The organism is Kluyvera genomosp. 1 (assembly GCF_001266615.1).
Taxonomy (GTDB): domain Bacteria; phylum Pseudomonadota; class Gammaproteobacteria; order Enterobacterales; family Enterobacteriaceae; genus Kluyvera; species Kluyvera cryocrescens_A.
This window is the reverse complement of sequence record NZ_LGHZ01000037.1, coordinates 18,852-41,154: the sequence shown is the minus strand read 5'-3', so window position 1 is coordinate 41,154 and position 22,303 is coordinate 18,852. Positions and strand designations below refer to the sequence as shown.

General features: G+C 55.0%; 20 protein-coding genes. 17 read left to right on the top strand and 3 right to left on the bottom strand.

Translation table 11 applies throughout. The features are described from left to right. Positions 1-302: 302 nt before the first annotated feature. Genes KP80_RS18170 through KP80_RS18140 form a run of 7 tightly spaced genes read left to right on the top strand, consistent with a single transcriptional unit; the run spans position 303 to position 6,601 of the window. Positions 303-1,187: a FliM/FliN family flagellar motor switch protein gene (locus KP80_RS18170; protein ID WP_052285032.1), complete on the top strand. Its 885-nt coding sequence runs from the start codon at positions 303-305 to the stop codon at positions 1,185-1,187. Continuing rightward, positions 1,180-1,578, top strand: coding sequence for a flagellar motor switch protein FliN (gene fliN / locus KP80_RS18165; protein WP_052285031.1), 399 nt, complete (start codon positions 1,180-1,182; stop codon positions 1,576-1,578). Before KP80_RS18170 ends, fliN begins: the two co-directional genes overlap by 8 nt. After that, positions 1,575-2,327 (top strand): flagellar type III secretion system pore protein FliP, encoded by a 753-nt coding sequence (gene fliP, locus KP80_RS18160; protein ID WP_052285030.1) that lies wholly within the window; start codon positions 1,575-1,577, stop codon positions 2,325-2,327. The genes fliN and fliP overlap by 4 nt, the downstream gene beginning before the upstream one ends. Positions 2,328-2,329: 2 nt before the next feature. Continuing rightward, positions 2,330-2,602, top strand: a complete 273-nt coding sequence (gene fliQ, locus KP80_RS18155; RefSeq protein WP_052285029.1) for a flagellar biosynthesis protein FliQ — start codon at positions 2,330-2,332, stop codon at positions 2,600-2,602. A 6-nt stretch (positions 2,603-2,608) separates the two neighbouring features. Then, on the top strand, positions 2,609-3,382 hold the full coding sequence (gene fliR / locus KP80_RS18150; RefSeq protein ID WP_052285028.1) for a flagellar biosynthetic protein FliR: 774 nt from the start codon (positions 2,609-2,611) through the stop codon (positions 3,380-3,382). Then, positions 3,382-4,518 (top strand): flagellar biosynthesis protein FlhB, encoded by a 1,137-nt coding sequence (flhB, locus tag KP80_RS18145; protein ID WP_052285027.1) that lies wholly within the window; start codon positions 3,382-3,384, stop codon positions 4,516-4,518. Before fliR ends, flhB begins: the two co-directional genes overlap by 1 nt. Next, on the top strand, positions 4,505-6,601 hold the full coding sequence (locus KP80_RS18140) for a flagellar biosynthesis protein FlhA (protein ID WP_052285026.1): 2,097 nt from the start codon (positions 4,505-4,507) through the stop codon (positions 6,599-6,601). The genes flhB and KP80_RS18140 overlap by 14 nt, the downstream gene beginning before the upstream one ends. A 51-nt stretch (positions 6,602-6,652) precedes the next feature. Here the strand turns inward: KP80_RS18140 and KP80_RS18135 are convergent, their stop codons facing one another. Continuing rightward, positions 6,653-7,606 (bottom strand): lysozyme inhibitor LprI family protein, encoded by a 954-nt coding sequence (locus tag KP80_RS18135; RefSeq protein ID WP_231625938.1) that lies wholly within the window; start codon positions 7,604-7,606, stop codon positions 6,653-6,655. Positions 7,607-7,810: 204 nt separating this feature from the next. Here KP80_RS18135 and KP80_RS18130 point away from each other — a divergent pair, with 204 nt between their 5' ends. Next, complete coding sequence (locus KP80_RS18130) at positions 7,811-8,068, top strand: hypothetical protein (RefSeq protein WP_156315690.1); 258 nt, start codon at positions 7,811-7,813, stop codon at positions 8,066-8,068. Positions 8,069-8,205: 137 nt separating this feature from the next. Here KP80_RS18130 and KP80_RS18125 read toward each other — a convergent pair whose 3' ends face one another. Continuing rightward, complete coding sequence (locus KP80_RS18125) at positions 8,206-8,856, bottom strand: TetR/AcrR family transcriptional regulator (protein WP_052285023.1); 651 nt, start codon at positions 8,854-8,856, stop codon at positions 8,206-8,208. Positions 8,857-8,935: 79 nt separating this feature from the next. Here KP80_RS18125 and KP80_RS18120 point away from each other — a divergent pair, with 79 nt between their 5' ends. Then, positions 8,936-10,441, top strand: a complete 1,506-nt coding sequence (locus tag KP80_RS18120) for an MDR family MFS transporter (protein WP_052285022.1) — start codon at positions 8,936-8,938, stop codon at positions 10,439-10,441. A 41-nt stretch (positions 10,442-10,482) separates the two neighbouring features. Here the strand turns inward: KP80_RS18120 and KP80_RS18115 are convergent, their stop codons facing one another. Further along, positions 10,483-10,899 (bottom strand): GNAT family N-acetyltransferase, encoded by a 417-nt coding sequence (locus tag KP80_RS18115; protein ID WP_052285021.1) that lies wholly within the window; start codon positions 10,897-10,899, stop codon positions 10,483-10,485. A gap of 192 nt (positions 10,900-11,091) precedes the next feature. On the opposite strand from KP80_RS18115, the gene KP80_RS18110 reads away from it, so the two are divergent. The 8 genes from KP80_RS18110 (at position 11,092) to KP80_RS18075 (ending at position 22,204) form a co-directional block, all read left to right on the top strand. After that, positions 11,092-11,661: a TetR/AcrR family transcriptional regulator gene (locus KP80_RS18110; protein WP_052285020.1), complete on the top strand. Its 570-nt coding sequence runs from the start codon at positions 11,092-11,094 to the stop codon at positions 11,659-11,661. Positions 11,662-11,795: 134 nt separating this feature from the next. Next, positions 11,796-12,917, top strand: coding sequence for an efflux RND transporter periplasmic adaptor subunit (locus KP80_RS18105; protein ID WP_052285019.1), 1,122 nt, complete (start codon positions 11,796-11,798; stop codon positions 12,915-12,917). Further along, positions 12,917-16,021 (top strand): efflux RND transporter permease subunit, encoded by a 3,105-nt coding sequence (locus KP80_RS18100; protein ID WP_052285018.1) that lies wholly within the window; start codon positions 12,917-12,919, stop codon positions 16,019-16,021. The genes KP80_RS18105 and KP80_RS18100 overlap by 1 nt, the downstream gene beginning before the upstream one ends. Before the next feature lie 3 nt (positions 16,022-16,024). Then, positions 16,025-17,389 (top strand): efflux transporter outer membrane subunit, encoded by a 1,365-nt coding sequence (locus KP80_RS18095; RefSeq protein WP_052285017.1) that lies wholly within the window; start codon positions 16,025-16,027, stop codon positions 17,387-17,389. 119 nt (positions 17,390-17,508) lie between these two features. Further along, positions 17,509-18,672 carry a multidrug effflux MFS transporter gene (locus tag KP80_RS18090; RefSeq protein WP_052285016.1) on the top strand — a complete coding sequence of 388 codons (1,164 nt, stop codon included), beginning with the start codon at positions 17,509-17,511 and terminating at the stop codon, positions 18,670-18,672. A 163-nt stretch (positions 18,673-18,835) separates the two neighbouring features. Then, positions 18,836-19,735, top strand: coding sequence for an N-acetylmuramic acid 6-phosphate etherase (murQ, locus tag KP80_RS18085; protein ID WP_052285015.1), 900 nt, complete (start codon positions 18,836-18,838; stop codon positions 19,733-19,735). A 22-nt stretch (positions 19,736-19,757) separates the two neighbouring features. Continuing rightward, a complete protein-coding gene (murP, locus tag KP80_RS18080) occupies positions 19,758-21,209 on the top strand; it encodes a PTS N-acetylmuramic acid transporter subunit IIBC (RefSeq protein WP_052285014.1) in 1,452 nt (483 codons plus the stop codon). A gap of 92 nt (positions 21,210-21,301) precedes the next feature. Next, entirely contained in the window at positions 21,302-22,204 is a 903-nt protein-coding gene (locus tag KP80_RS18075; RefSeq protein WP_052285013.1) for an EamA family transporter, read from the top strand. Positions 22,205-22,303: the final 99 nt, after the last annotated feature.

Here is a 22,303-nt window from a genome sequence, read left to right as displayed (position 1 = left end):
ATTAAAACATTAATCTATATAAATCATGTAGTTACAAAATATATTAATCTACAGGCAGGCGGAAAAATAATGGATTAATAACTCTCTACCACTTGCAATAAAATGGCCAGAAAGGTTTAATCCACAGTCTGAATAAAAGAGTGCATGAATTTTCTTTTACCGAAGATTCTTCGATGTTGGTGTAAAGCGTCACAACATTCCCAAAACTCAAATATTTTCAGTAAAAAATTTCGTGCACGTTATCGTCACCGAAACGAACACGTTATTGTTCCACCGGCCATGACTAAAGAACTGGAATAATTATGTACCCTGCTTCACATCGAATCAGAATCCACCAGCAGGATGACCTTCCGGAACTGGTGAAACTTGACGTCAGTAAACTCGGACGCCCATGGCATAAACTGCCTAAGCTAATGAATGATAGCTTTGACATTCTTGATGCTCGTCTTGGCATTTACTTTCTAAAGAAATTACGTGTTAACGCAGCGTTAGAATCGATGACGTTTGCTATCGATCAGCATTATAAGAATGCCCAGATATTCTCCACCCCTTATGGAAATATCGCGTTTGTTATCGACCGCATCTTATTGTTGAATATTCTTCATGATTATTATGGTTTGAGCAAAGACAGTAACCATGTCGAACCAGATGACTCTTTACCGATCACCAAAACGGAAGAACGACTGAAAAGCAAACTGGGTCAGGAATTAACTTCTCTGATTATTTGCAAAGAGACTTTCGGGGAAGAACTGGATATTAAAGTGGATTACTCCACGGTTATTAACCAGTGGTCATGGTGTATTACCTTCACCCTTGAAGGATACAGCCACGGCAGCTTTACCATTTTGCTCGATAACTATCATGTCGACCAAATGCTGGCCGCGCTGCGTACGCCAGACATCAATGATCGTGTCACCGAGAAAAGCGTCACTTTAAGCCCAGGACAAATCGAACGCCTGTTCGACAGCCTGCCGCTGAAGCTCAATGGCCGTCTTGCCAGCCTGAATTTAACCGTCGCGCAGGTTGCCGATATCAAACCAGGGGACATTATCCCTATCGCGATTAATGAACCCTTACCGGTATTTATCGGCAAAGAACAGATTTTTGAAGCGGCTATTGCCGAAGATCGCAGCAAGCTTTTCTTGTGCGATATCCATGACAAAACAACCGAGAAGCAATATGAGTGATTTGCAACATGAGCTGAGCCAGTCCCTGGATCTGGACGACCTGAATCTCAGCGATATGACACAGGATGAAACCGTAGAAGGCAATATTCGCCTCGATTTACAGCCAGAAACGCGCAATGCGCCGCTCACTGATGTACGTCGTATGGCGCTGTTTAGCCGCATCCCTGTAACGCTAACGCTGGAAGTCTCGTCGGTGAATATTTCACTGGCAGAGCTGATGGCGGTCAACAGCGACTCGGTTATCGAGCTGGACAAAATGGCCGGCGAGCCGCTGGATATCAAAGTGAACGGCATTGCGTTCGGTAAAGCGGAAGTCGTCGTCCTGAATGACAAATACGGCCTGCGTATCATCGAATTCAACGCGAAAGAACTGGGTGAGTTAACGCGATGAACCGCACGCTTTATCGCGGTGGCTTTTTGCTGCTGCTCGTCGGTTTGTTGTTTGCCCAGCCAGTGCTGGCGGCGAACGGCGACATCACACTGTTTAGCGCCACATCAAACGGCGCGGGTCAGGACTACAACGTAAAAATTGAAATCCTGATCCTGATGACCCTGCTCGGCCTGCTGCCGATCATGGTGCTGATGATGACCTGCTTCACCCGGTTTATTATCGTGCTGGCGATTTTGCGCCAGGCGCTCGGCCTGCAGCAAAGTCCGCCCAACAAAATCCTCACCGGGATTGCGCTGGCGCTGACGCTGCTGGTGATGCGTCCGGTGTGGATGACGGTATATTCCGATGCGGTAGAGCCATTCCAGAATGACCAGATAACCCTGAAGCAAGCGCTGGTTAACGCCGAAGCGCCGCTGAAGAAATACATGCTGGCGCAGACCAACAATAAAGCGATGGCGCAGATTATGACCATTGCCGGTATTGAAGGCGACGCTCACGAACAGGATCTGACTATTGTCACCCCGGCCTATCTGCTGAGTGAGCTGAAAACCGCTTTCCAGATTGGCTTTATGATTTACATCCCATTCCTGGTTATCGACCTGATTGTCGCCAGTATCCTGATGGCAATGGGGATGATGATGCTGTCGCCGCTTATCGTCTCGCTGCCGTTTAAGCTGATGCTGTTCGTTCTGTGCGATGGCTGGACGCTGATAGTCGGTACGCTCACCTCCAGCGTACAAGGATTATAGCCATGATGAATATGGACACCGCAGGCGACATCATGGCATCCGGTATTCACCTGGTGCTGCTGATTTCCGCCGTGGCGATTATCCCCAGCCTGCTGGTTGGCCTGTGCGTCAGTATCTTTCAGGCCACTACCCAGATTAACGAACAGACGCTGAGCTTTCTGCCGCGTCTGGTGGTCACGCTTGGGGTACTCATCTTCGCGGGCAAATGGATGCTGACACAGCTGGTCGATTTTACCGTGCAGATTTTCCAGCAGGCGGCGGCGCTGGTCGGCTAAGTCATTATGGGAATCGATATTCAGACGTTGTGGACGCCAGTGATGGCCCTGGTGCTGCCTTTCTTTCGCATCCTCGCCTTTTTACAGTTCGTGCCGGTGCTCGATAACCGCGTCTTTTCACGGCGAATTAAAATCGGCACGGCGATGGCGCTGGCGATCATCATTACGCCGATGCTGCCGAACAACGTGGTGTTGAATGAACTGCTGTCCATGCGCACTCTTTTGCTTATCGGTGAGCAGATCCTGTGGGGCTTTCTTTTTGCCACCGCGCTGCAGCTGGTGTTTGTCGCGCTGCAAACGGCGGGGAACATCCTGTCCATGAACATGGGTCTGGGGATGGCCATGATGAACGACCCGGTCAACGGCAGTTCGACCACGGTCATCTCGCAGATTATCTACGTCTTCTGCGCCCTGCTGTTCTTCATTATGGACGGGCACCTGCTGCTGGTCACGATTCTGTTCAAAGGCTTCAGCTACTGGCCAATCGGCCAGGCCATTAACCAACCGACGCTGATGTTAATTGGCCAGGGGCTGGGCTGGATTATGTCTGCCGCCACGCTGATTGCGCTTCCGACGACCTTCGTGATGCTTATCGTACAGGGTGGCTTTGGTCTGCTTAACCGCGTTTCACCTACGCTGAACCTGTTTTCTCTCGGTTTTCCTATCAGCATGCTGTTTGGCCTGCTGTGTATTTCGATGCTGGTCACCAACATTCCTGACCACTACATCAATCTGACCAACGAAATTCTGGCGAAACTCGACGCCATAAGGGTGCAGTAATGTCCTCTTCCAGCGGCGATAAAAGCGAAAAACCCACATCGGGAAAACTGCGCAAAGCGCGGGAAAAGGGGGACATTCCCCGCTCAAAAGATTTAACCATGGCGGCGGGCCTGGTGGCCTCGTTCTTTACGATGGCGACCTTTTTGCCGTACTACCGCCAGCTGATTGGCGAGTCGTTTGCCGCCGTTGGCGAAATGGCAAAGGATCTCGATAACCCGAACATCCTGAGTCAGTTTTTGATGCTCAATTTGTGGGTAATCCTGCGCTTCATCGCCACGCTCACCCCGATTCCGGTTGTCTGCATCATTGCGAGCCTTGTGCCGGGCGGGTGGATTTTCACCCCCAACAAGCTCAAACCGGACTTTAAAAAACTCAGCCCTATCAGCGGCGTGAAGCGCATGTTCTCAGCCAGCCACTACACCGAAGTGGGCAAGATGATGCTGAAATGCGCCACCATTCTGGCGGTTATCTACACCATGGTGCACGACGAGATGGATAATCTGCTGCACCTGCAACGCCTGTATTTGACGCAGGCGATTAGCCACGGGTTCGGTATTTTTAAGCACGTTATCAGCTATTTTGTCGCCGTTATCGTCATTTTTGCCCTGTTAGATGTGCCGCTGAGCAAATTCATGTTCACCAAAAAAATGCGCATGACCAAGCAGGAAGTGAAGGAAGAACACAAAAATAACGACGGTAACCCGCAGATAAAAGGCCGTATTCGCCAGCTCCAGCGCCAAATGGCGATGGGCCAGATTTCACGGACCGTCCCGGAAGCTGACGTCATCATCACCAACCCGACCCACTACGCGGTGGCGTTGAAGTATGACCCGCAGAAAGCAGAAGCACCGTACATCGTCGCCAAGGGTATTGATGACGTGGCGCTGTGGATCCGTGAAGTGGGTGCCAGCCACAACATTGAGGTGGTGGAGTTTCCACCGCTGGCACGTGCGGTGTACTACACCACTCGCGTCAATCAACAAATTCCGGCTCAGCTCTTTCGCGCCATCGCTCACGTGCTGACCTACGTGATGCAGCTGAAATCCTGGCGCGAAGGCCGTGCTGAACAAAAACCCCGCCTGAACAGGCACATAGACATTCCTCAAGAGGTATTAAAAGCCAATGGCGAACAGTAAGATGCGCAACGCGCTCAGCGTGCTCCGCAAGGGGCAGATTGCTGTGCCTATTCTGCTTCTCTGCGTGCTGGCAATGGTTATCCTACCGCTGTCGCCGCTGATGCTGGATATTCTGTTTACATTCAACATCGTGCTGGCGGTGATCGTGCTGCTGGTTGCGGTCAATATGCAGCGTCCGCTGGACTTTGCCATCTTCCCGACGCTGCTGCTGATAACCACCCTGATGCGACTGACGCTGAACGTAGCGTCAACGCGCGTGGTGCTATTAAAGGGCCATGAAGGGGAAGGTGCTGCTGGTAAGGTCATCGAAGCCTTCGGTCAGGTGGTGATCGGCGGCGACTTCGTTGTCGGCTTCGTGGTGTTTATCATCCTGATGATCATCAACTTTGTGGTGGTGACCAAAGGTGCGGAACGTATCTCCGAAGTCTCCGCACGCTTTACGCTGGATGCCCTGCCGGGTAAACAGATGGCGATCGATGCCGACCTCAACGCCGGGCTGATTAACCAGCAGCAGGCGCGTACTCGTCGTCAGGAAGTGGCCAAAGAGGCAGACTTCTACGGTTCGATGGATGGTGCGTCGAAGTTTGTGCGCGGTGACGCCGTCGCCGGGATCATGGTGCTTATCATCAACGTGATCGGCGGTATCTGCATCGGTATCTTCAAATACGATCTCGATGCCGGTCACGCTTTCCGTCAGTACGTACTGCTAACCATCGGTGACGGCCTGGTCGCTCAGATTCCGTCACTGCTGCTGGCGACGGCCGCCGCAATCATCGTGACCCGCGTCAGCGAAGGCAACGACGTTAGCGACGAAATTAAAACGCAGCTGCTCTCCAAACCGAAGATTCTGTATACCGCCGCGTTCGTGATGTTCATTCTCGCGATCGTACCGGGCATGCCGCATATCGCCTTCCTGAGCTTTACTGCTCTGCTGCTGTTCGCGGCCTGGCGACAAAGCAAGGTGGTGCAGCCGGCGCCGCAAGAAACAGATATGGAGGCAATTACCGACGCGCTGGCTCCAGACGCTAACCCGGCAATAACCTGGGACAGCATTCCGCTGGTCGAGCCGATTGGCCTCAACCTCGGCTACAAGCTCGTCACGATGGTAGATGAAGCCAAAGGCAGCCCGCTGTCGTTGCGCGTACGCGGGGTGCGTCAGGTGATTTCCGAACTGTGCGGCGTGCTGCTGCCCGAAATCCGTATCCGGGAAAACTTCCGCCTGAAGCCCGCGCAGTATGCCATTCATATTAACGGCATCCGCACCGCCATGGGGGAAGTGAATGCCGAAAAGCTGATGGCGATTCCCGGGACCGAACTGTACGGTGAAATCGACGGCGTACTGGATACCGATCCGGCCTACGGCATGGCGATTGTATGGATTGACCAGGAACAGAAAGCCAAAGCGCTGAACCTTGGTTATCAGGTGGTGGACTGCGCAAGCGTAGTGGCCACCCACGTGAACAAGGTTGCCCGCGAACATCTGCCGGATCTGTTTAACTACGACGACATCACCCATCTGCACGCGCGTTTAGCGCTACAGGCACCGAAACTGGCGGAAGATTTAAATGCTGCGATCAACTACAGCCAGCTGCTGCGTATTTATCGCCAACTGCTGCTGGAACAGGTCTCGCTGAAGGATATTGTCACCATCGCCTCCACGCTGCTGGAGAGCTCAGCGGTGACCAAAGACCCGGTGCTGCTAACCGCTGACGTGCGCTATGCGCTGCGCCGCGCCATCGTGCACAATATCAACGGCGACCGACCGCAGCTGGCGGCCTACACCATTGATAATCAATTGGAAAACATGCTGCTGGGCGCGCTCAATCAGGCGCAGCAGGCCGGCAAAGTGGCGCTGGACAGCTTCCCGGTTGACCCGAACATTCTGACCCAGTTGCAAAATACCATGCCAATGATTTACGAGCAGATGAAAGCCAAGAGTCTGCCGCCGCTGCTGCTGGTGACCCCACAGCTGCGCCCGGTGATTTCACGCTACGGACGCCTGTTTGCCAGCGGGCTGCATGTGCTTTCTTACAATGAAGTGCCGGACGATGCCGATCTGAACGTGGTGGGGACGCTGGCGTAAGCCGTTTAGTCTGAACGGGCCGTCGTGATATGGCCCGTTCAACGCGTGAGGTTATTGGTCGAGGAAACGCAGTCGCCAGCCTGCCAGAGTACGCGGCATTTTCGCCACATCGTTACCCTGAGTGCTGAAATAGGAGAAGGCCAGCTTACCGGTAGCATCCGGTTCAACCCTCGCCGCCCAGATATCGTTGGCGGTGTACATAATAATGGCCGTGTGCGCATTCGCCGCACCGCGAACCCACATTGAGACAACCGTCGCGCCAATATTATCGATATCTTCCTGATAGATATAAATATTCGCAGTATCGACAAACTTCTGGTAATCCTCACCCACCATCGTTCGGAAACGTTCATCCATTTTCGGGTCAGAAAAAATCGCCAGCGACAGCAGCGTGGCTTTTGGTCGCGGATCGACATCCGACTTCAGATAGCGGCCATCGATAAAAGCGCCGTTCGGTAATGACAGGCGGCAACCAAAATCAGCATTACTGTAGACCTGAATCGCTCCGCTTTTACGGGGAATAAACAGGACTTTGCAATGCTTGCTGTCGACCATATTGTCGATAAGTACCATGTTATTGAGCTTACGCGCCTCAGCGGTGAACTCATCTTTATTCAGCCCGGCCCAAATTCGAATATCTGTAGTAATCGACCAGTCCGCGCTGTGGCTGAATTGCACCACTCCACCGCTCATGTTGGCCGCACTGGAATTCCACCAGCGCCCTTCCCAGTTAAAATCCGCCGGTGAGTCAGCAATTTTACTGATCCCGGTATAATAAGCGCGTTCAATGCACTCATCCGATGAACAGCTTTTCAGCGATTTTTCCCACGCTTCATATTCCTGATGAACCGTAGTGGCATCACGACGCACCAGCATTGCGCGATACACGCTCTCCATGGTGTCATCCAGCCAGTTCAGGTTGCCATTGCTACAGATCGTATTTTCAAGCGGCGTTGCGGCACGCTGGCAGTCCACGGCAAAGGCGCTGGAAGCGGTAAATGCCATAATAAGAATGCATGAATTAATCAGGCGCTTAATCATTTAGAATACTTTTTGACCAATGAGATGGCTTATTTTGTCTAAAACAGTCTTTCATTGCAATAAAACACTTCGAATAATTCACATATTAAATAATTTCACATCTGCTTAAGTTGTAGCAGGATATTGTCGCTTGTTTATGACGTGTGTTCATTTTTGGATTATCACGTTATGAAGATAGATAGTAGCAATTACACGCTTTCGGTACTTTCTTCGTTCACTTCTCAAGAAAACACCGATCGCAAACCGCTAGGCACCATCCGCAACAGCGGCCAGTACAGCCCACAGGGCGGACACTGGCAACTCTCCGACAGCACTATTCCCGCGGTAATAAGCCTCCGACGAGGGGATATCATGCCTTATTATCAGGGCAAACCCGCGGCTTGGGCACTCATTGAATATGATTTGACTCAGGAAGTGGAGATCTAATATTTAACTATTGTTTCACTTATTGAATTATTTAAATACACATAGCACGTGCGCGGTGAGAATAATATCTCTCACCGCAGCAAAACATTTTAGTGAATATCAGCCCTCGATACGTTCAAATATCGCAACTGCATGCCTTAAGCAGGTCCAACTCCCTGGCGCAACAACGCCAGCGCATTGTTGACAATAATCTCCGGCGTCAGCATCGCCAGTCGTTCATCGTTACGCATACGGGAAAACGGCACCAGTACCAGGCTCAACAACGTGGTAAACAGCAGCTCAGCGGTTAGATGTGGGTTCACCTTGCCAGACGCCTGCCAGCCTTTCACCGTCTCCAGCGTAGTGTGGTATTTCTCCTCGCCAAAACGGGCATGCAGATGCTGACGCAGTACCGGCATTTCACCGATAACTTCCTGCATCCACAGCGGCGCAAACCACTCGTGTTGCGCAGCGACAGCGGCCAGCGTCTTCACCATTTCACTCAACGCCGTCACCGGATCGTTAGGATGCTCACCGAATACGCCGGTGATTTGCTCGCGCAGCGGCAAGAAGCGCTCTTCAATCATCACATCAAGCAGCTGCTCTCGTGAATTGAAATAGTAGTGCAGCATGGCGGGCGTAACGCCGGCTTCGCGAGCAATAGCGTTCAGCGATGTGCGCGCAATACCCTGCTGGGAAAACAATCGCAGCGCGATGTCGATGAGCTGTTCACGGTTGGCAGCATTCGGCTTGCTGCCGCGTGGACGTCCGGGCTTACGTGGTTTGAGATTGTCTTTTTGTGCTGGCATAGAAACGGGATCTCTTGACCTCTGAATGATCTTCAATAAATATTAATTATGCATTTAATTAATTTCAAGTGAGAACATGATGGCGTCTGAAACTTCGACGGCCCCACAACCAACCGGCGTGAGCTCAATCCGCCTGTTGTTCAGCGCGCTGCTGCTGGTGATGCTGCTCTCCGCGCTCGACCAGACTATCGTCTCGACCGCGCTACCGACCATTGTCGGCGAGCTGGGCGGCCTCGACAAGCTCTCGTGGGTGGTCACCGCCTATATCCTCACCTCGACCATCGTCGTGCCGCTGTACGGCAAGTTTGGCGATCTGTTTGGTCGAAAGCGGGTGCTGCAAATCGCCATTATCCTGTTCCTCGTCGGCTCCGCGCTGTGCGGGCTGGCGCAGAATATGACCCAGCTGGTGCTGATGCGCGCGCTGCAAGGCCTTGGCGGCGGCGGGCTGATGGTTATCAGCATGGCGGCGGTAGCGGATGTCATCCCACCAGCCGAGCGCGGCCGCTATCAGGGGCTATTTGGCGGCGTATTTGGCCTGGCAACGGTGATTGGCCCACTGATTGGCGGTTTTATCGTTCAGCACGCTTCGTGGCGCTGGATTTTTTACATCAATCTGCCGCTGGGGCTGTTCGCCCTGTTTGTCATCGGTGCGGTATTCCACTCCAGTAACAAACGTAGCCAGCATGAAATAGACTGGTTGGGCGCGCTGTATCTGACGATGGCGTTGGTGTGCATCATTCTCTTCACCACCGAAGGCGGCACGGTTCGCGAATGGAGCGATCCTCAACTGTGGTGCATTCTGGCCTTCGGCCTTATCGGCATCGCCGGCTTTATCTATGAAGAGCGGCTGGCGTGGGAACCGATTATCCCGCTGTCGCTGTTCCGCAACCGCAGCTTCCTGCTGTGCAGCCTGATAGGCTTTATTATCGGTATGTCGCTGTTTGGCTCCGTCACCTTCCTGCCGCTCTATTTGCAGGTGGTAAAAAACGCCACGCCAACCGAAGCCGGGCTACAGCTGATACCGCTGATGGGCGGGCTGCTGCTGACCTCAATTATCAGCGGCAGGGCGATAAGCCGCAGCGGGAAATACCGTATCTATCCGATTGTCGGTACCCTGATGGGCTTTATCGGCATGGTGCTGTTGACGCGGATTACCATCGATTCACCGACCTGGCAGCTGTATGTGTTTACCGCCGTATTGGGCATGGGATTGGGCATGGTGATGCAGGTGCTGGTGCTGGCGGTGCAGAATACGGTGAGCGCAAATCTGTACGGCGTGGCAACATCCGGGGTGACGTTATTCCGTTCTATTGGTGGTTCTATTGGCGTCGCGCTGTTTGGTGCGGTATTTACCTCGGTCCTGCAATCGCGCCTGGCCACCTTGTTGCCAGAAGGCGCAGGGATCCCCAAAGGGATGAACCCGGTAGCCATTCACCAGCTTCCCGACGCGATTCGCAGCGATTACCTCACTGCCTTTGGCTCGGCTATCCATGCGGCATTTATTATGGCGGCCTGCATTATGGTCATCGCCTTTGTGCTGTCGTGGCTGCTCAAAGAGGCACCGCTGAAAACACGGCACGAGTGACCGTTAATGCCGGATGGCATAACCGCCATCCGGCCTATCACTCACAGTTTCCGGGTCAGATAGTGACGCGCCATGCCCTCCAGAGGGAAGTCATCCAGCGTCGTTTTCAATACATACCCCTGTTTCTGGTAGAACGGCAGCGCCTGGAAGCTGATGGTATCCACCAGCGCAAACTGGCAGCCTTTCTGCCGGGCAGTCTGCTCCGCGGTTTTGATAAGCTGACTACCTACCCCACTCCCACGGGCTGAATCACTGACCCATAGATAATCAATGCTCAGCCACAGTCCTTTGCGCTGACCAATCAATCCGCCCTGCATAACCCCCTGTTCATCACGGAGATAAACGCACACATCCCCCCAATCGCGGGTATCCACGAACTGCCGGTTATAAGCCCGTAGCCCATCCAGTAATTCTTCTTTATCTTCCAGCGTAATAACTTCTTTAATTTCAAAAGGCATATTTTCTCCATTATTTTTACTCGCCGCACTTATTAATTTCACAGAAAATCCTTTTTTCCTCCATTATTTTCTGAACAAACTAACCCACAAAAATTCATTGCAAAAAAACGCTTTTCATCGGCTTTCAGCGACGTATAATGAGCGAAAATGAGAACGATCGTTCTCACTGTTTCAAAAAACGCGGAGAGATGCATGACCAGCAAGCTGGAAGCCCGTCAGAAAGCCCGACAAGACGACATTATCGCCGCCGCACGTCGCTGCTTCCGTCACAGCGGATTCCATGCTGCCAGCATGTCGCAGATAGCGGCAGAAGCTAAGCTCAGCGTTGGTCAAATCTATCGTTATTTCAATAATAAAGACGCGATCATTGAAGAGATGATCCGTCGCATCATCGACTATCGTATTGCCGAGATGGAAGGAAAAACCCATACCCATCTGATGCCGCATATGCTGGCGTGGCGCATGACACCAAGCGAAGATGATGACAGCCTCATGCTGGAGATGTCCGCCGAGGCCACCCGCAACCCACAGGTCGCCGCGTGGCTGGCAGAAGCAGACGAGCGCATGTTCAACAACGCCTGCGCGCACATGAGCAAAGAGTACCCACACCTTAGCCAGGAACGCATTCGCAGTTGCGTCGAGGTGATGGCGGTGATGGTGGAAGGCACCATTTACCGGCGGCAGATCCCACGACAGGTTCAGCCGGAAGCGATGGAAAAAATCTATCAGGAAATTATTAATATGCTTGTGACTGCAAAATAATTAATACCGTTTAATCACCAGGGGAATATTTTTCCCCCTTTTGTCGTTTCCGACCTTCCGGAAGCGCGGGCCTGTTTACCCTTAAAATCCTTGCGTTAATTCGTGAGGAGGTCTTCGTTCACCCTGAGAAAAATATGAAATACATCACAACCACCATCGCTGCATTATTTCTCCTGAGCGGATGCGATAATGTCCCCACTGCGCCTTCGCAGCTTCCAGCGCAGGAAGTCGGCATCGTCACATTAAAAAGCCAACCCGTTTCGATTGTCAGTGAACTGACCGGACGCACATCTGCCGCCATGAGCGCGGAAGTCCGCCCGCAGGTCACCGGTATTATCCAGAAACGGCTTTTTAATGAAGGCGATAACGTTAAAGCCGGACAGCCGCTGTATCAGATTGAACCTGACAGCTTCCGTGCCACCTACAACGAAGCCGCCGCGGCGCTGAAACAGGCGCAGGCGCTGGTCGCCGCCGACTGTGCGAAAGCCCAGCGTTACGCGCAGCTGGTTAAAGAAAACGGCGTTTCCCGCCAGGATGCCGACGACGCGGCCTCCACCTGTGCGCAGGATAGAGCCAGCGTTGAGTCGAAAAAAGCCGCGCTGGAAAGCGCACGCATCAACCTGAACTGGACCACCATTACCGCCCCGATCGCCGGGCGGATCGGTATCTCCTCCGTGACGCCGGGGGCGCTAGTGTCCGCTGAGCAAACCACTGCGCTGGCCACTATTCGCGGCCTCGACACCATGTACGTTGATCTTACCCGCTCCAGCGTTGACCTGCTGCGCCTGCGCAAACAGTCGCTGGCATCCAATAGCGACACCATGAATGTGGCGCTGATATTGGAAGACGGCTCAACCTACAGCGAAAAAGGTCGCCTGGCGCTGACCGAAGTGGCGGTGGATGAATCGACCGGTTCCGTGACCCTGCGTGCCGTATTCCCGAATCCAAAACAGCAATTGCTACCGGGGATGTTCGTGCGCGCCAAAGTGGATGAAGGCATCATGAACGATGCCATTCTGGCACCACAGCAGGGCGTCACCCGCGATGCGAAAGGTATCGCCACCGCGCTGGTCGTCGGTGCTGACAACAAAGTTGAACAGCGCCAGTTGGAAACCGGTGACACCTACGGCGACAAGTGGCTGGTGTTAAGCGGCTTACAGGCCGGCGATAAGCTGATTGTCGAAGGTTCGGCAAAAGTGATGGTTGGGCAGCAGGTGAAACCCGTTGAAGTAACCAGCAACGGAGGCAAAGCCTAATGTTTTCCAGCTTCTTTGTGCGACGCCCGGTCTTTGCCTGGGTTATCGCGATTCTGATTATGCTGGCCGGGATGCTGGCCATCAAAACGCTGCCGGTCGCGCAGTATCCTGACGTCGCACCACCGTCGATTAAAATTTCCGCCACCTACACCGGGGCCTCAGCGCAGACCCTGGAAAACAGCGTGACCCAGGTTATCGAACAACAGCTCACCGGGCTGGATAACCTGCTCTACTTCACCTCCACCAGCAGCTCCGACGGTTCGGTCAGTATTACCGTGACCTTCGAACAGGGTACCGACCCGGACACCGCGCAGGTTCAGGTGCAGAACAAAGTGCAGCAGGCGGAATCGCGCCTGCCGAGCGAAGTTCAGCAAGCTGGGGTAACCGTCGTAAAATCCCAAAGCAACTTCCTGCTGATCATGGGGGTTTACGACACCACCGATAAAGCCAGTAGTTCGGATATTGCCGACTGGCTGGTGAGTAATATGCAGGACCCGATGGCCCGTCTCGACGGCGTCGGCAGTCTGCAGGTATTTGGCGCTGAATATGCGATGCGCATCTGGATGGATCCGGCCAAGCTGGCCTCTTACTCCCTGATGCCGTCTGACGTGCAAACGGCGATTGAAGCGCAAAACGTGCAGGTTTCCGCCGGTAAAATCGGCGCCCTGCCGTCACCGGATACCCAGCAGCTAACCGCTACCGTTCGCGCTCAGTCACGACTGCAAACGGTCGAACAGTTCAAAAATATCATCGTCAAAAGCCAGTCGAACGGCGCAGTGGTTCGCGTCGGCGACATCGCCCGCGTCGAAATGGGCAGTGAAGATTACACTGCTGTCGCGAAACTGAACGGCCACCCGGCAGCCGGGATGGCGGTGATGCTGGCACCAGGCGCTAACGCCCTGAGCACCGCAACGCTGGTTAAAGATAAAATCAACGAATACAAACGTAACATGCCGCAGGGCTATGACGTTGCGTATCCAAAAGACAGTACCGAGTTTATTAAAATCTCCGTCGAGGACGTGGTTCAAACGCTGTTTGAAGCCATTATCCTCGTGGTGTGCGTGATGTATCTGTTCCTGCAAAACATCCGCGCGACGCTTATCCCCGCACTGGCCGTGCCGGTGGTACTGCTGGGGACCTTCGGTATTCTGGCGCTGTTCGGCTACTCGATTAACACCCTGACGCTGTTTGCGATGGTGCTGGCCATCGGGCTATTGGTGGATGACGCCATCGTGGTAGTAGAAAACGTCGAGCGTATTATGCGCGACGAAGGGCTACCTGCCCGCGAAGCCACCGAAAAATCGATGGGCGAAATCTCCGGTGCACTGGTCGCCATCGCGCTGGTGCTCTCTGCGGTATTCCTGCCAATGGCGTTCTTCGGCGGCTCTACCGGCGTTATCTATCGTCAGTTCTCGGTCACCATTATTTCGGCAATGATGCTGTCGGTGGTAGTGGCGTTAACCCTGACGCCCGCGCTGTGCGGCTCGATTCTGAGCCACACCCCACCGCACAAAAAAGGCTTCTTCGGCGCGTTTAACCGCTTTTACGGCGCCAGCGAGCGCAAGTACAAACACAAAGTCCTGAACACCCTGAGCCGCTCCGGCCTGGTTATGGTGGTGTATCTGGCCATCTGCGGCGGTATGGCGCTGGCGATGTGGAAACTGCCCGGCAGCTTCCTGCCCGTCGAAGATCAGGGCGAAATCATGGTCCAGTACACCTTGCCTGCGGGGGCAACCAACTCGCGCACCGCGGAAGTCAGCCAGCAGGTGACCAACTGGTTCCTCAACAACGAAAAAGACAACACCAACGTTATCTTCACCGTTAACGGCTTTAGCTTCAGCGGCAGCGGGCAGAACGCCGGGATGGCCTTCGTCTCGCTGAAAAACTGGTCCGAACGTAAAGGGACGGAAAACACCGCGCAGGCCATTGCGCTACGCGCAACCAAAGAGCTGGGCGCGATTCGTGATGCCACCCTGTTCGCCATGACGCCACCTTCGGTCGATGGTCTGGGCCAGAGCAACGGTTTCACCTTCGAACTGCTGGCCAGCGGCGGCACCGACCGCGCGGATTTATTGAAAATGCGCGATGAATTGATCGGCAAAGCCAATCAGGACGCCACGCTGCACGCGGTGCGCGCCAACGATATGCCGCAAACTCCGCAGCTGCAGGTGGATATCGACAACAGTAAAGCGGTGTCTCTGGGTCTGTCGCTGAGCGATGTCACCTCGACGCTCTCCAGCGCGTGGGGCGGTACCTACGTGAACGACTTCATCGACCGTGGGCGTGTGAAAAAAGTCTATATCCAGGGCGACAGCGACTCTCGTTCCGCGCCGGCCGATCTTGGTAAATGGTTCGTGCGCGGCAGCGATAACAGCATGACGCCGTTCTCCGCCTTCGCCACCACCCGCTGGGAATACGGCCCGGAAAGCCTGGTGCGTTACAACGGCGCAGCAGCCTATGAAATTCAGGGTGAAAACGCCTCCGGCGCCAGCTCCGGTACCGCGATGACCACCATGGAAACCCTGGCCAACAATCTCCCCGCCGGTTCTACCTGGGCGTGGAGCGGCCTGTCTTTGCAAGAAAAACTGGCCAGCGGCCAGGCGATGACCCTGTATGCCATCTCGATTCTGGTGGTGTTCCTGTGTCTGGCGGCGCTGTATGAGAGCTGGTCAGTGCCGATTTCCGTCATCATGGTGATTCCGCTTGGCCTGTTGGGCGCTGCACTGGCGGCCTGGATGCGAGGGCTGAGCAATGACGTCTACTTCCAGGTGGCGCTGTTAACCACGATTGGGCTGTCGTCGAAGAACGCCATTTTGATTGTCGAGTTCGCCGAAGCGGCGGTGGAAGAGGGGTATTCCCTCTCCCGTGCGGCACTGCGCGCAGCGCAAACCCGCCTGCGCCCTATCATCATGACCTCGCTAGCGTTTGTCGCCGGGGTGACGCCGCTGGCCATCGCCACCGGTGCGGGTGCAAACAGCCGTATCGCCATCGGTACCGGGATTATCGGCGGCACCTTAACCGCGACGCTGCTGGCGATTTTCTTTGTTCCGTTATTCTTTGTGCTGGTGAAACGTCTGTTCGCCGGTAAACGCCGTCAGGGGTAAGTTATGTTTCGTCTCTCTGTTTTATTTATTGCTTTCCTGAGCGTCGGCTGTGTGTCACTCGACCCGAACTATCAGCGCCCCGACGCCCCCGTCCCGGCCTCGCTGCCGGGTACGCAGGGGCAGGCAACGGCGGTCATTGGCAACTGGCAACAGGTGGTGAAAGATGCCCGCCTGAACAAAGTGGTCAGCATGGCGCTAAACAGCAACCGCGATGTGCAAAAGGCGATTGCCGATATCGATGCCGCGCGGGCACAGTTTGGTGAAACGCGCGCGTCGCTCTTCCCAACGGTTGATGCCGAGCTAACTGGAAGCCGTAGCCGTACCACCACCACCGGCGTCAGCACCACCGCGCAGGCCGATGGCGCCGTTTCCAGCTTCGAGCTGGATTTATTTGGCCGCAACCAGAGCCTTTCTCGCGCGGCACGTGAGACCTGGCTTGCCAGCGAATACACCGCGCAGAATACGCGCCTGACGATGATTTCTGAACTCTCCACCGCATGGGTGACGCTGGCGGCAGATAACAGCAACCTCGCGCTGGCGCAGCAGACGATGGCCAGCGCTGCCAACTCGCTAAAAATCGTCCAGCGTCAGCAGCAGATTGGCACCGCTGCCGCTACGGACGTAAGCTCGGCAATGAGCGTCTATCAGCAAGCGCGCGCCAGCGTTGCCAGCTATCAAACGCTGGTGATGCAGGATAAAAACGCCATCAATCTGCTAGCCGGGCAAACCGTTCCGGACTCCCTGCTGCCGGGCACGCTGGAAAGCCTCGGCGAAAACACCATCACGCTGGTGCCAGCAGGCGTTTCTTCATCGGTGCTGCTCAAACGCCCGGATATTCAGGAGGCCGAGCACAACCTGCTGAGCGCTAACGCCAATATCGGTGCTGCGCGAGCGAATTTCTTCCCTACCATCTCGCTGACCGCCAGCGCGGGCGTGGGCAGTGATTCGTTATCATCGCTGTTTAGCCACGGCATGAGCGTGTGGTCGTTCGCTCCGTCGATTTCTCTCCCGCTGTTTAGCGGCGGCAGCAATATGGCGAAGCTGCGCTATGCCGAAGCGGAGAAAAAGGGGTTGATCGCCACCTATGAGAAAACCATTCAGAGCGCGTTTAAAGATGTCGCCGACGCGCTCGCGCGCCGACAAACGCTGGAGGAACAGCTGGATGCCCAGCGCCAGTACATCGCGGCCGAGCAGCAGACATTTGACGTTGCCATGAAGCGCTACCAGGCCGGAGTCGGCGATTACCTGACCGCGCTGACCGCGCAGCGTTCGCTGTGGTCGGCGCAGCAGGGGCTGATTGCCCTCCAGCAGACCGAACTGGATAACCGCATCACCCTATGGCAGTCGCTGGGCGGCGGGGCGAGCTAATTTTCTGCCCTTTGCGCATCACGTAGACCGGTTCAACGCAGCGCCATCCGACATGTCTCCCATGTTGGGTGGCCACTAAACCGACCTACCCGATAACCGAATTCACAACAGGAGCTTTTATGCCACGCATCGCCCTTTCATGGGTGCTGACGCTGGGCCTGCTAACCGCCATCGGCCCACTCTGTACTGACTTTTACCTCCCGGCGCTGCCGGAAATCACCGACCAGCTGAATGCTACCGGCACGCAAACGCAATTTTCGTTGACCGCCGCGCTGATTGGTCTCGGCCTTGGCCAGCTATTTTTCGGTCCGTTAAGCGATCGCATCGGCCGTAAAAAGCCACTGGCACTTTCGCTACTGCTGTTTATCTTCTCCTCTGCGATGTGCGCGACGACTCAGGATATCCATATGCTGATCGTCTGGCGCTTCGTGCAGGGCTTTGCCGGGGCGGGCGGTTCGGTGCTGTCGCGTTCTATTGCCCGCGACCGGTATCAGGGCGCGATGCTGACCCAGTTTTTCGCCCTGCTAATGACGGTTAACGGTATTGCTCCGGTGATTTCACCGGTGATCGGCGGCTACATCATCACCGCCTTTGACTGGCGAATTCTGTTCTGGGCGATGGCCGGTATCGGCGTGGTTTTACTGCTGTTAAGCCTGGTCGTGCTGCATGAAACGCTGCCTGCCAAAAGTGCCACCGCGCACGAAGCGCGCGCGAAAACACCGGTACTGAAAAACCGCCGCTTCCTGCGCTACTGTCTGATTCAGGCCTTTATGATGGCCGGGCTGTTTTCCTACATCGGCTCTTCATCATTCGTGATTCAAAGCGAATACGGGATGAGCGCCATGCAGTTCAGCCTGCTGTTTGGCCTTAACGGTATTGGCCTGATTATCGCCGCGTTAATTTTCTCCCGTCTCTCCCAACGTATTGCCGCCGAAACGCTGCTGCGACGAGGCCTGCTGCTGGCTGTCACCTGCGCAGTCGTCACCGTACTGCTGGCTTCGCTGCATCTGGCGATTCCCGCACTGGTTGGCCTGTTCTTTACCGTTTCATTCATGAGCGGCATCAGCACCGTCTCGGGCTCTGAAGCCATGAGCGCCGTCAGCAGTGAACAATCGGGCAGCGCATCCGCGTTGATGGGCACGCTGATGTTCGTTTGCGGCGGCATCGCCGCACCGCTGGCCGGACTGGGTGGCGAAACCATGCTGAAAATGAGTCTCGCGATGGCGATTTCCTACGCCATCGCATTGTGTTTTGGCCTTAAAAAAGCGCGCACTGCACAGTAAAAAATGTCGCGGTAATAAAATATTCCATCACTATTACCGCAACATTTCCCGCCATACCTACAAATTCCCTATTACTCCTTCCACATCAATCGTGATAACCTTCACATGAATGGAATAAATAATTCCTTATACTGCCCGCCACTGTGAATGATGAGGTTTTCCGATGAGTATCGACCTGAGCAAACTGCTAACCGAACGACGTAACGCGAACAGCGCCAATATTGACACCCTTTCCACCGAAGAGATGCTGACGGTGATTAACAAGGAAGATCAGCTGGTTGCCCACGCAATCACGCCGTACATTCCGCAGATTGCTCAGCTGGTTGATAGCGTTGCGGCTGCCTTTAGCAAGGGCGGACGCCTGATCTACATTGGCGCCGGCACCTCTGGGCGTTTGGGGATCCTGGATGCCAGCGAGTGCCCACCGACCTTCGGGACCCGCCCAGAACAGGTCGTTGGCCTGATTGCCGGCGGCCATACCGCTATTCTTAAAGCCGTGGAAAACGTTGAAGATAACGCCGTTCAGGGCGCAGCAGACCTACAGGCGCTGAATTTTAACGAGCACGACGTGCTGGTCGGGATCGCCGCCAGCGGCCGTACGCCGTACGTGCTGGGCGCCATGGAATACGCGCATCAGCAGAATGCGCTGGTGGCGATTGTCAGCTGTAACCCGCAGGGTGAAATGGCGCAGCGCGCTGATCTCGCCATTACGCCGGTGGTTGGCCCAGAAGTGGTGACCGGCTCCACCCGCCTGAAGGCTGGAACCGCGCAGAAGCTGGTGCTGAACATGATCACCACCGGGGCAATGATCCGCAGCGGCAAGGTGTACAGCAACCTGATGGTGGACGTTGAAGCCACCAACGCCAAGCTGATTGAACGCCAGGTATCCATCGTAATGGAAGCAACCGAATGCGACCGCGACACCGCGCAGGTCGCGCTGAACGCCTGCGGTAGCCATTGCAAAACTGCAATCGTCATGGTGCTGGCAAATTTGAGCGCCGACGAGGCTAAAACACTGCTGGCAAACAACAACGGCTTTATCCGCAAAGCATTGCAAAAATAATCCGTCAAACAGGTAGAGTGATATGGCTAAGATAAATAAAGAGATGGTAGCGCGCCTCCTCGCTCTGGTTGGCGGTGCGCCAAATGTGGTTCAGGCGGGCAACTGTATGACCCGCCTGCGCCTGACGTTGCGCAGCGAAGAACCGGCGGATGTTACCGCCATTCGTCAGGTCGAAGGCGTGATGGGTGTGGTGGTCAGCAACGAACAGTTCCAGATAATCCTGGGGCCAGGTAAAGCGCAAACCGCCGCTGAACTGATGAACCAGCTGTTAGAAGAGGCACCAGCGGTTCAGGAAGAGAGCGCACCTGCGGCGTCGCTGGCGGATATCGCCAGTGCGAAAAAGCAGGAACTGAAGGGCAAGCAGACCGGTAGCGTGCAGAAGTTCCTTGCCAAGTTTGCCACCATCTTTACGCCGCTTATCCCCGGCTTTATCGCCGTCGGCCTGCTGTTGGGCTTTGCGACGCTGGCTGAACAGCTGTTCGTGCTGGAAAACGCACATCCCAACGCCACGCTGGTTGATGTTATCAGCTATATGAAAGTGTTCAGTAAGGGCATGTTTACCTTCCTGAGTATTCTAATTGGCTATAACACTCAGAAAGCTTTTGGCGGCTCTGGCGTCAACGGGGCGATTATCGCCGCGCTGTTTATTCTGGGCTACGACCCGAAAGCGGCGGTGGGCTTCTACTCCGGGATCTCCGATTTCTTCGGCCACACTATCGATCCGCGCGGCAATATTATCGGCGTATTGATCGCCGCGATCCTCGGCGCATGGGTGGAAAAACAGGTTCGCCGCATAATGCCGGCCAACCTCGATATGATCCTGACTTCGGCGGTCACGCTGCTGATTATGGGTGCCATCACCTTTGTGGTGATCATGCCTATCGGTGGTTATCTGTTTACCGGCATGTCATGGCTGTTCCTGCATCTTAACGGTAACCCGTTTGGCTCCGCAGTGCTGGCTGGCCTGTTCCTGCTGGCGGTGATGTTTGGCGTGCACCAGGGCTTTGTGCCGGTGTACTTCGCGCTGATGGAGGCTCAGGGGTTCAACTCACTGTTCACCATTCTGGCCATGGCGGGCGCAGGCCAGGTCGGCGCCGCGCTGGCGCTTTACTATCGTGCTAAACAAGGCTCGCTGCTGCGTACGCAGATTAAAGGCGCCATCATTCCTGGCCTGCTGGGCGTCGGCGAACCGCTGATTTACGGCGTGACCCTACCGCGTATGAAGCCGTTCATCACCGCCTGTCTTGGCGGTGCCTGTGGCGGCTTCTTCATTGGTCTGGTCGCCTGGATGGGCCTGCCTGTCGGGTTAAATACGGTCTTCGGCCCTTCCGGCCTGGTGGCGATTCCGCTGATGACCTCCGCCAGCGGTATCTATGCTGGGATGGCGGTTTATGTCGCGGGCCTGGCCGTCGCCTACCTGTTCGGCTTCCTGTTGACCTGGCTTTTCGGCAGTAAAAACGTCGATCTCAGCTAACCCTTTTTGCCCCCGGCGCATCGCTGGGGGCAAGCCTCTCGCCATGCTATGATGCCTGCCAAAATAAAATCATATGACAGGGTAGAGGAAAAATGGGCACCACCAGAAAAGGGATGCTAAACGTACTGATCGCAGCAATATTGTGGGGAAGTTCCGGCGTTTGCGCGCAGTACATTATGGAAAACAGTCAGATGCAGTCGCCGTTTCTGACCATGATTCGCCTGCTCTCCGGTGGCTTTATTCTGCTCACTTTTTCCTTCCTGCACGGCGACGGCATTTTCCGCATTCTGAAAAACCGCAAAGATATTCTCAGCCTGCTGCTGTTTTCCCTTGTCGGCGCGATGACCGTACAGCTCACCTTCCTGATGGCGATTGAAAAATCGAACGCCGCCACCGCGACCGTGCTGCAGTTCCTGTCGCCGACCATTATCGTGGCCTGGTTCGCCCTTGTGCGCAAAGCGCGTCCGGGTGCATTTGTCTGTGCCGCGATCGGCACTTCGCTTATCGGAACGTTCCTGCTGGTGACCCACGGGGACCCGACTTCGCTATCCATCTCCGGCGCGGCGCTATTCTGGGGGATCGCCTCGGCATTCGCTGCCGCGTTCTATACCACCTATCCCTCCACGCTGATTGCCCGTTACGGCACGCTGCCTATCGTCGGCTGGAGTATGCTGCTGGGCGGCGCAATGCTGCTGCCGTTCTACGCAGGCGACGGCGCTCAGGTGGTCATTACCGGCAATTTACTGCTGGCGTTCTTCTACCTGGTGGTGATTGGGACTTCGCTAACGTTCAGCCTGTATCTGAAAGGAGCGCAGATGATCGGCGGGCCAAAAGCCAGCATCCTGAGCTGCGCCGAACCGCTGAGTAGCGCGTTCCTGTCCCTCGTGCTGCTTGGGATCAGCTTCACCTTGCCTGATTGGCTAGGCACACTGCTAATCCTCTCCTCGGTTATCCTGATTTCACTGGATTCTCGTCGCAGAACCAAAACAGCCTAAACAGAAAAAGCCCGATAGCGTAGTGTTGTCGGGCTAGCAAAATGACGCCGGGGGAAATGCGACTTATAGTTAACCCAACGCGTTAACTATAAGGATATC

Coding starts and splice junctions, on each gene's coding strand:
- KP80_RS18170 (WP_052285032.1), top strand. CDS start 303: ATGTACCCTGCTTCACATCGAATCAGAATCCACCAGCAGGATGACCTT.
- fliN (WP_052285031.1), top strand. CDS start 1,180: ATGAGTGATTTGCAACATGAGCTGAGCCAGTCCCTGGATCTGGACGAC.
- fliP (WP_052285030.1), top strand. CDS start 1,575: ATGAACCGCACGCTTTATCGCGGTGGCTTTTTGCTGCTGCTCGTCGGT.
- fliQ (WP_052285029.1), top strand. CDS start 2,330: ATGATGAATATGGACACCGCAGGCGACATCATGGCATCCGGTATTCAC.
- fliR (WP_052285028.1), top strand. CDS start 2,609: ATGGGAATCGATATTCAGACGTTGTGGACGCCAGTGATGGCCCTGGTG.
- flhB (WP_052285027.1), top strand. CDS start 3,382: ATGTCCTCTTCCAGCGGCGATAAAAGCGAAAAACCCACATCGGGAAAA.
- KP80_RS18140 (WP_052285026.1), top strand. CDS start 4,505: ATGGCGAACAGTAAGATGCGCAACGCGCTCAGCGTGCTCCGCAAGGGG.
- KP80_RS18135 (WP_231625938.1), bottom strand. CDS start 7,606: ATGGCATTTACCGCTTCCAGCGCCTTTGCCGTGGACTGCCAGCGTGCC.
- KP80_RS18130 (WP_156315690.1), top strand. CDS start 7,811: ATGAAGATAGATAGTAGCAATTACACGCTTTCGGTACTTTCTTCGTTC.
- KP80_RS18125 (WP_052285023.1), bottom strand. CDS start 8,856: ATGCCAGCACAAAAAGACAATCTCAAACCACGTAAGCCCGGACGTCCA.
- KP80_RS18120 (WP_052285022.1), top strand. CDS start 8,936: ATGGCGTCTGAAACTTCGACGGCCCCACAACCAACCGGCGTGAGCTCA.
- KP80_RS18115 (WP_052285021.1), bottom strand. CDS start 10,899: ATGCCTTTTGAAATTAAAGAAGTTATTACGCTGGAAGATAAAGAAGAA.
- KP80_RS18110 (WP_052285020.1), top strand. CDS start 11,092: ATGACCAGCAAGCTGGAAGCCCGTCAGAAAGCCCGACAAGACGACATT.
- KP80_RS18105 (WP_052285019.1), top strand. CDS start 11,796: ATGAAATACATCACAACCACCATCGCTGCATTATTTCTCCTGAGCGGA.
- KP80_RS18100 (WP_052285018.1), top strand. CDS start 12,917: ATGTTTTCCAGCTTCTTTGTGCGACGCCCGGTCTTTGCCTGGGTTATC.
- KP80_RS18095 (WP_052285017.1), top strand. CDS start 16,025: ATGTTTCGTCTCTCTGTTTTATTTATTGCTTTCCTGAGCGTCGGCTGT.
- KP80_RS18090 (WP_052285016.1), top strand. CDS start 17,509: ATGCCACGCATCGCCCTTTCATGGGTGCTGACGCTGGGCCTGCTAACC.
- murQ (WP_052285015.1), top strand. CDS start 18,836: ATGAGTATCGACCTGAGCAAACTGCTAACCGAACGACGTAACGCGAAC.
- murP (WP_052285014.1), top strand. CDS start 19,758: ATGGCTAAGATAAATAAAGAGATGGTAGCGCGCCTCCTCGCTCTGGTT.
- KP80_RS18075 (WP_052285013.1), top strand. CDS start 21,302: ATGGGCACCACCAGAAAAGGGATGCTAAACGTACTGATCGCAGCAATA.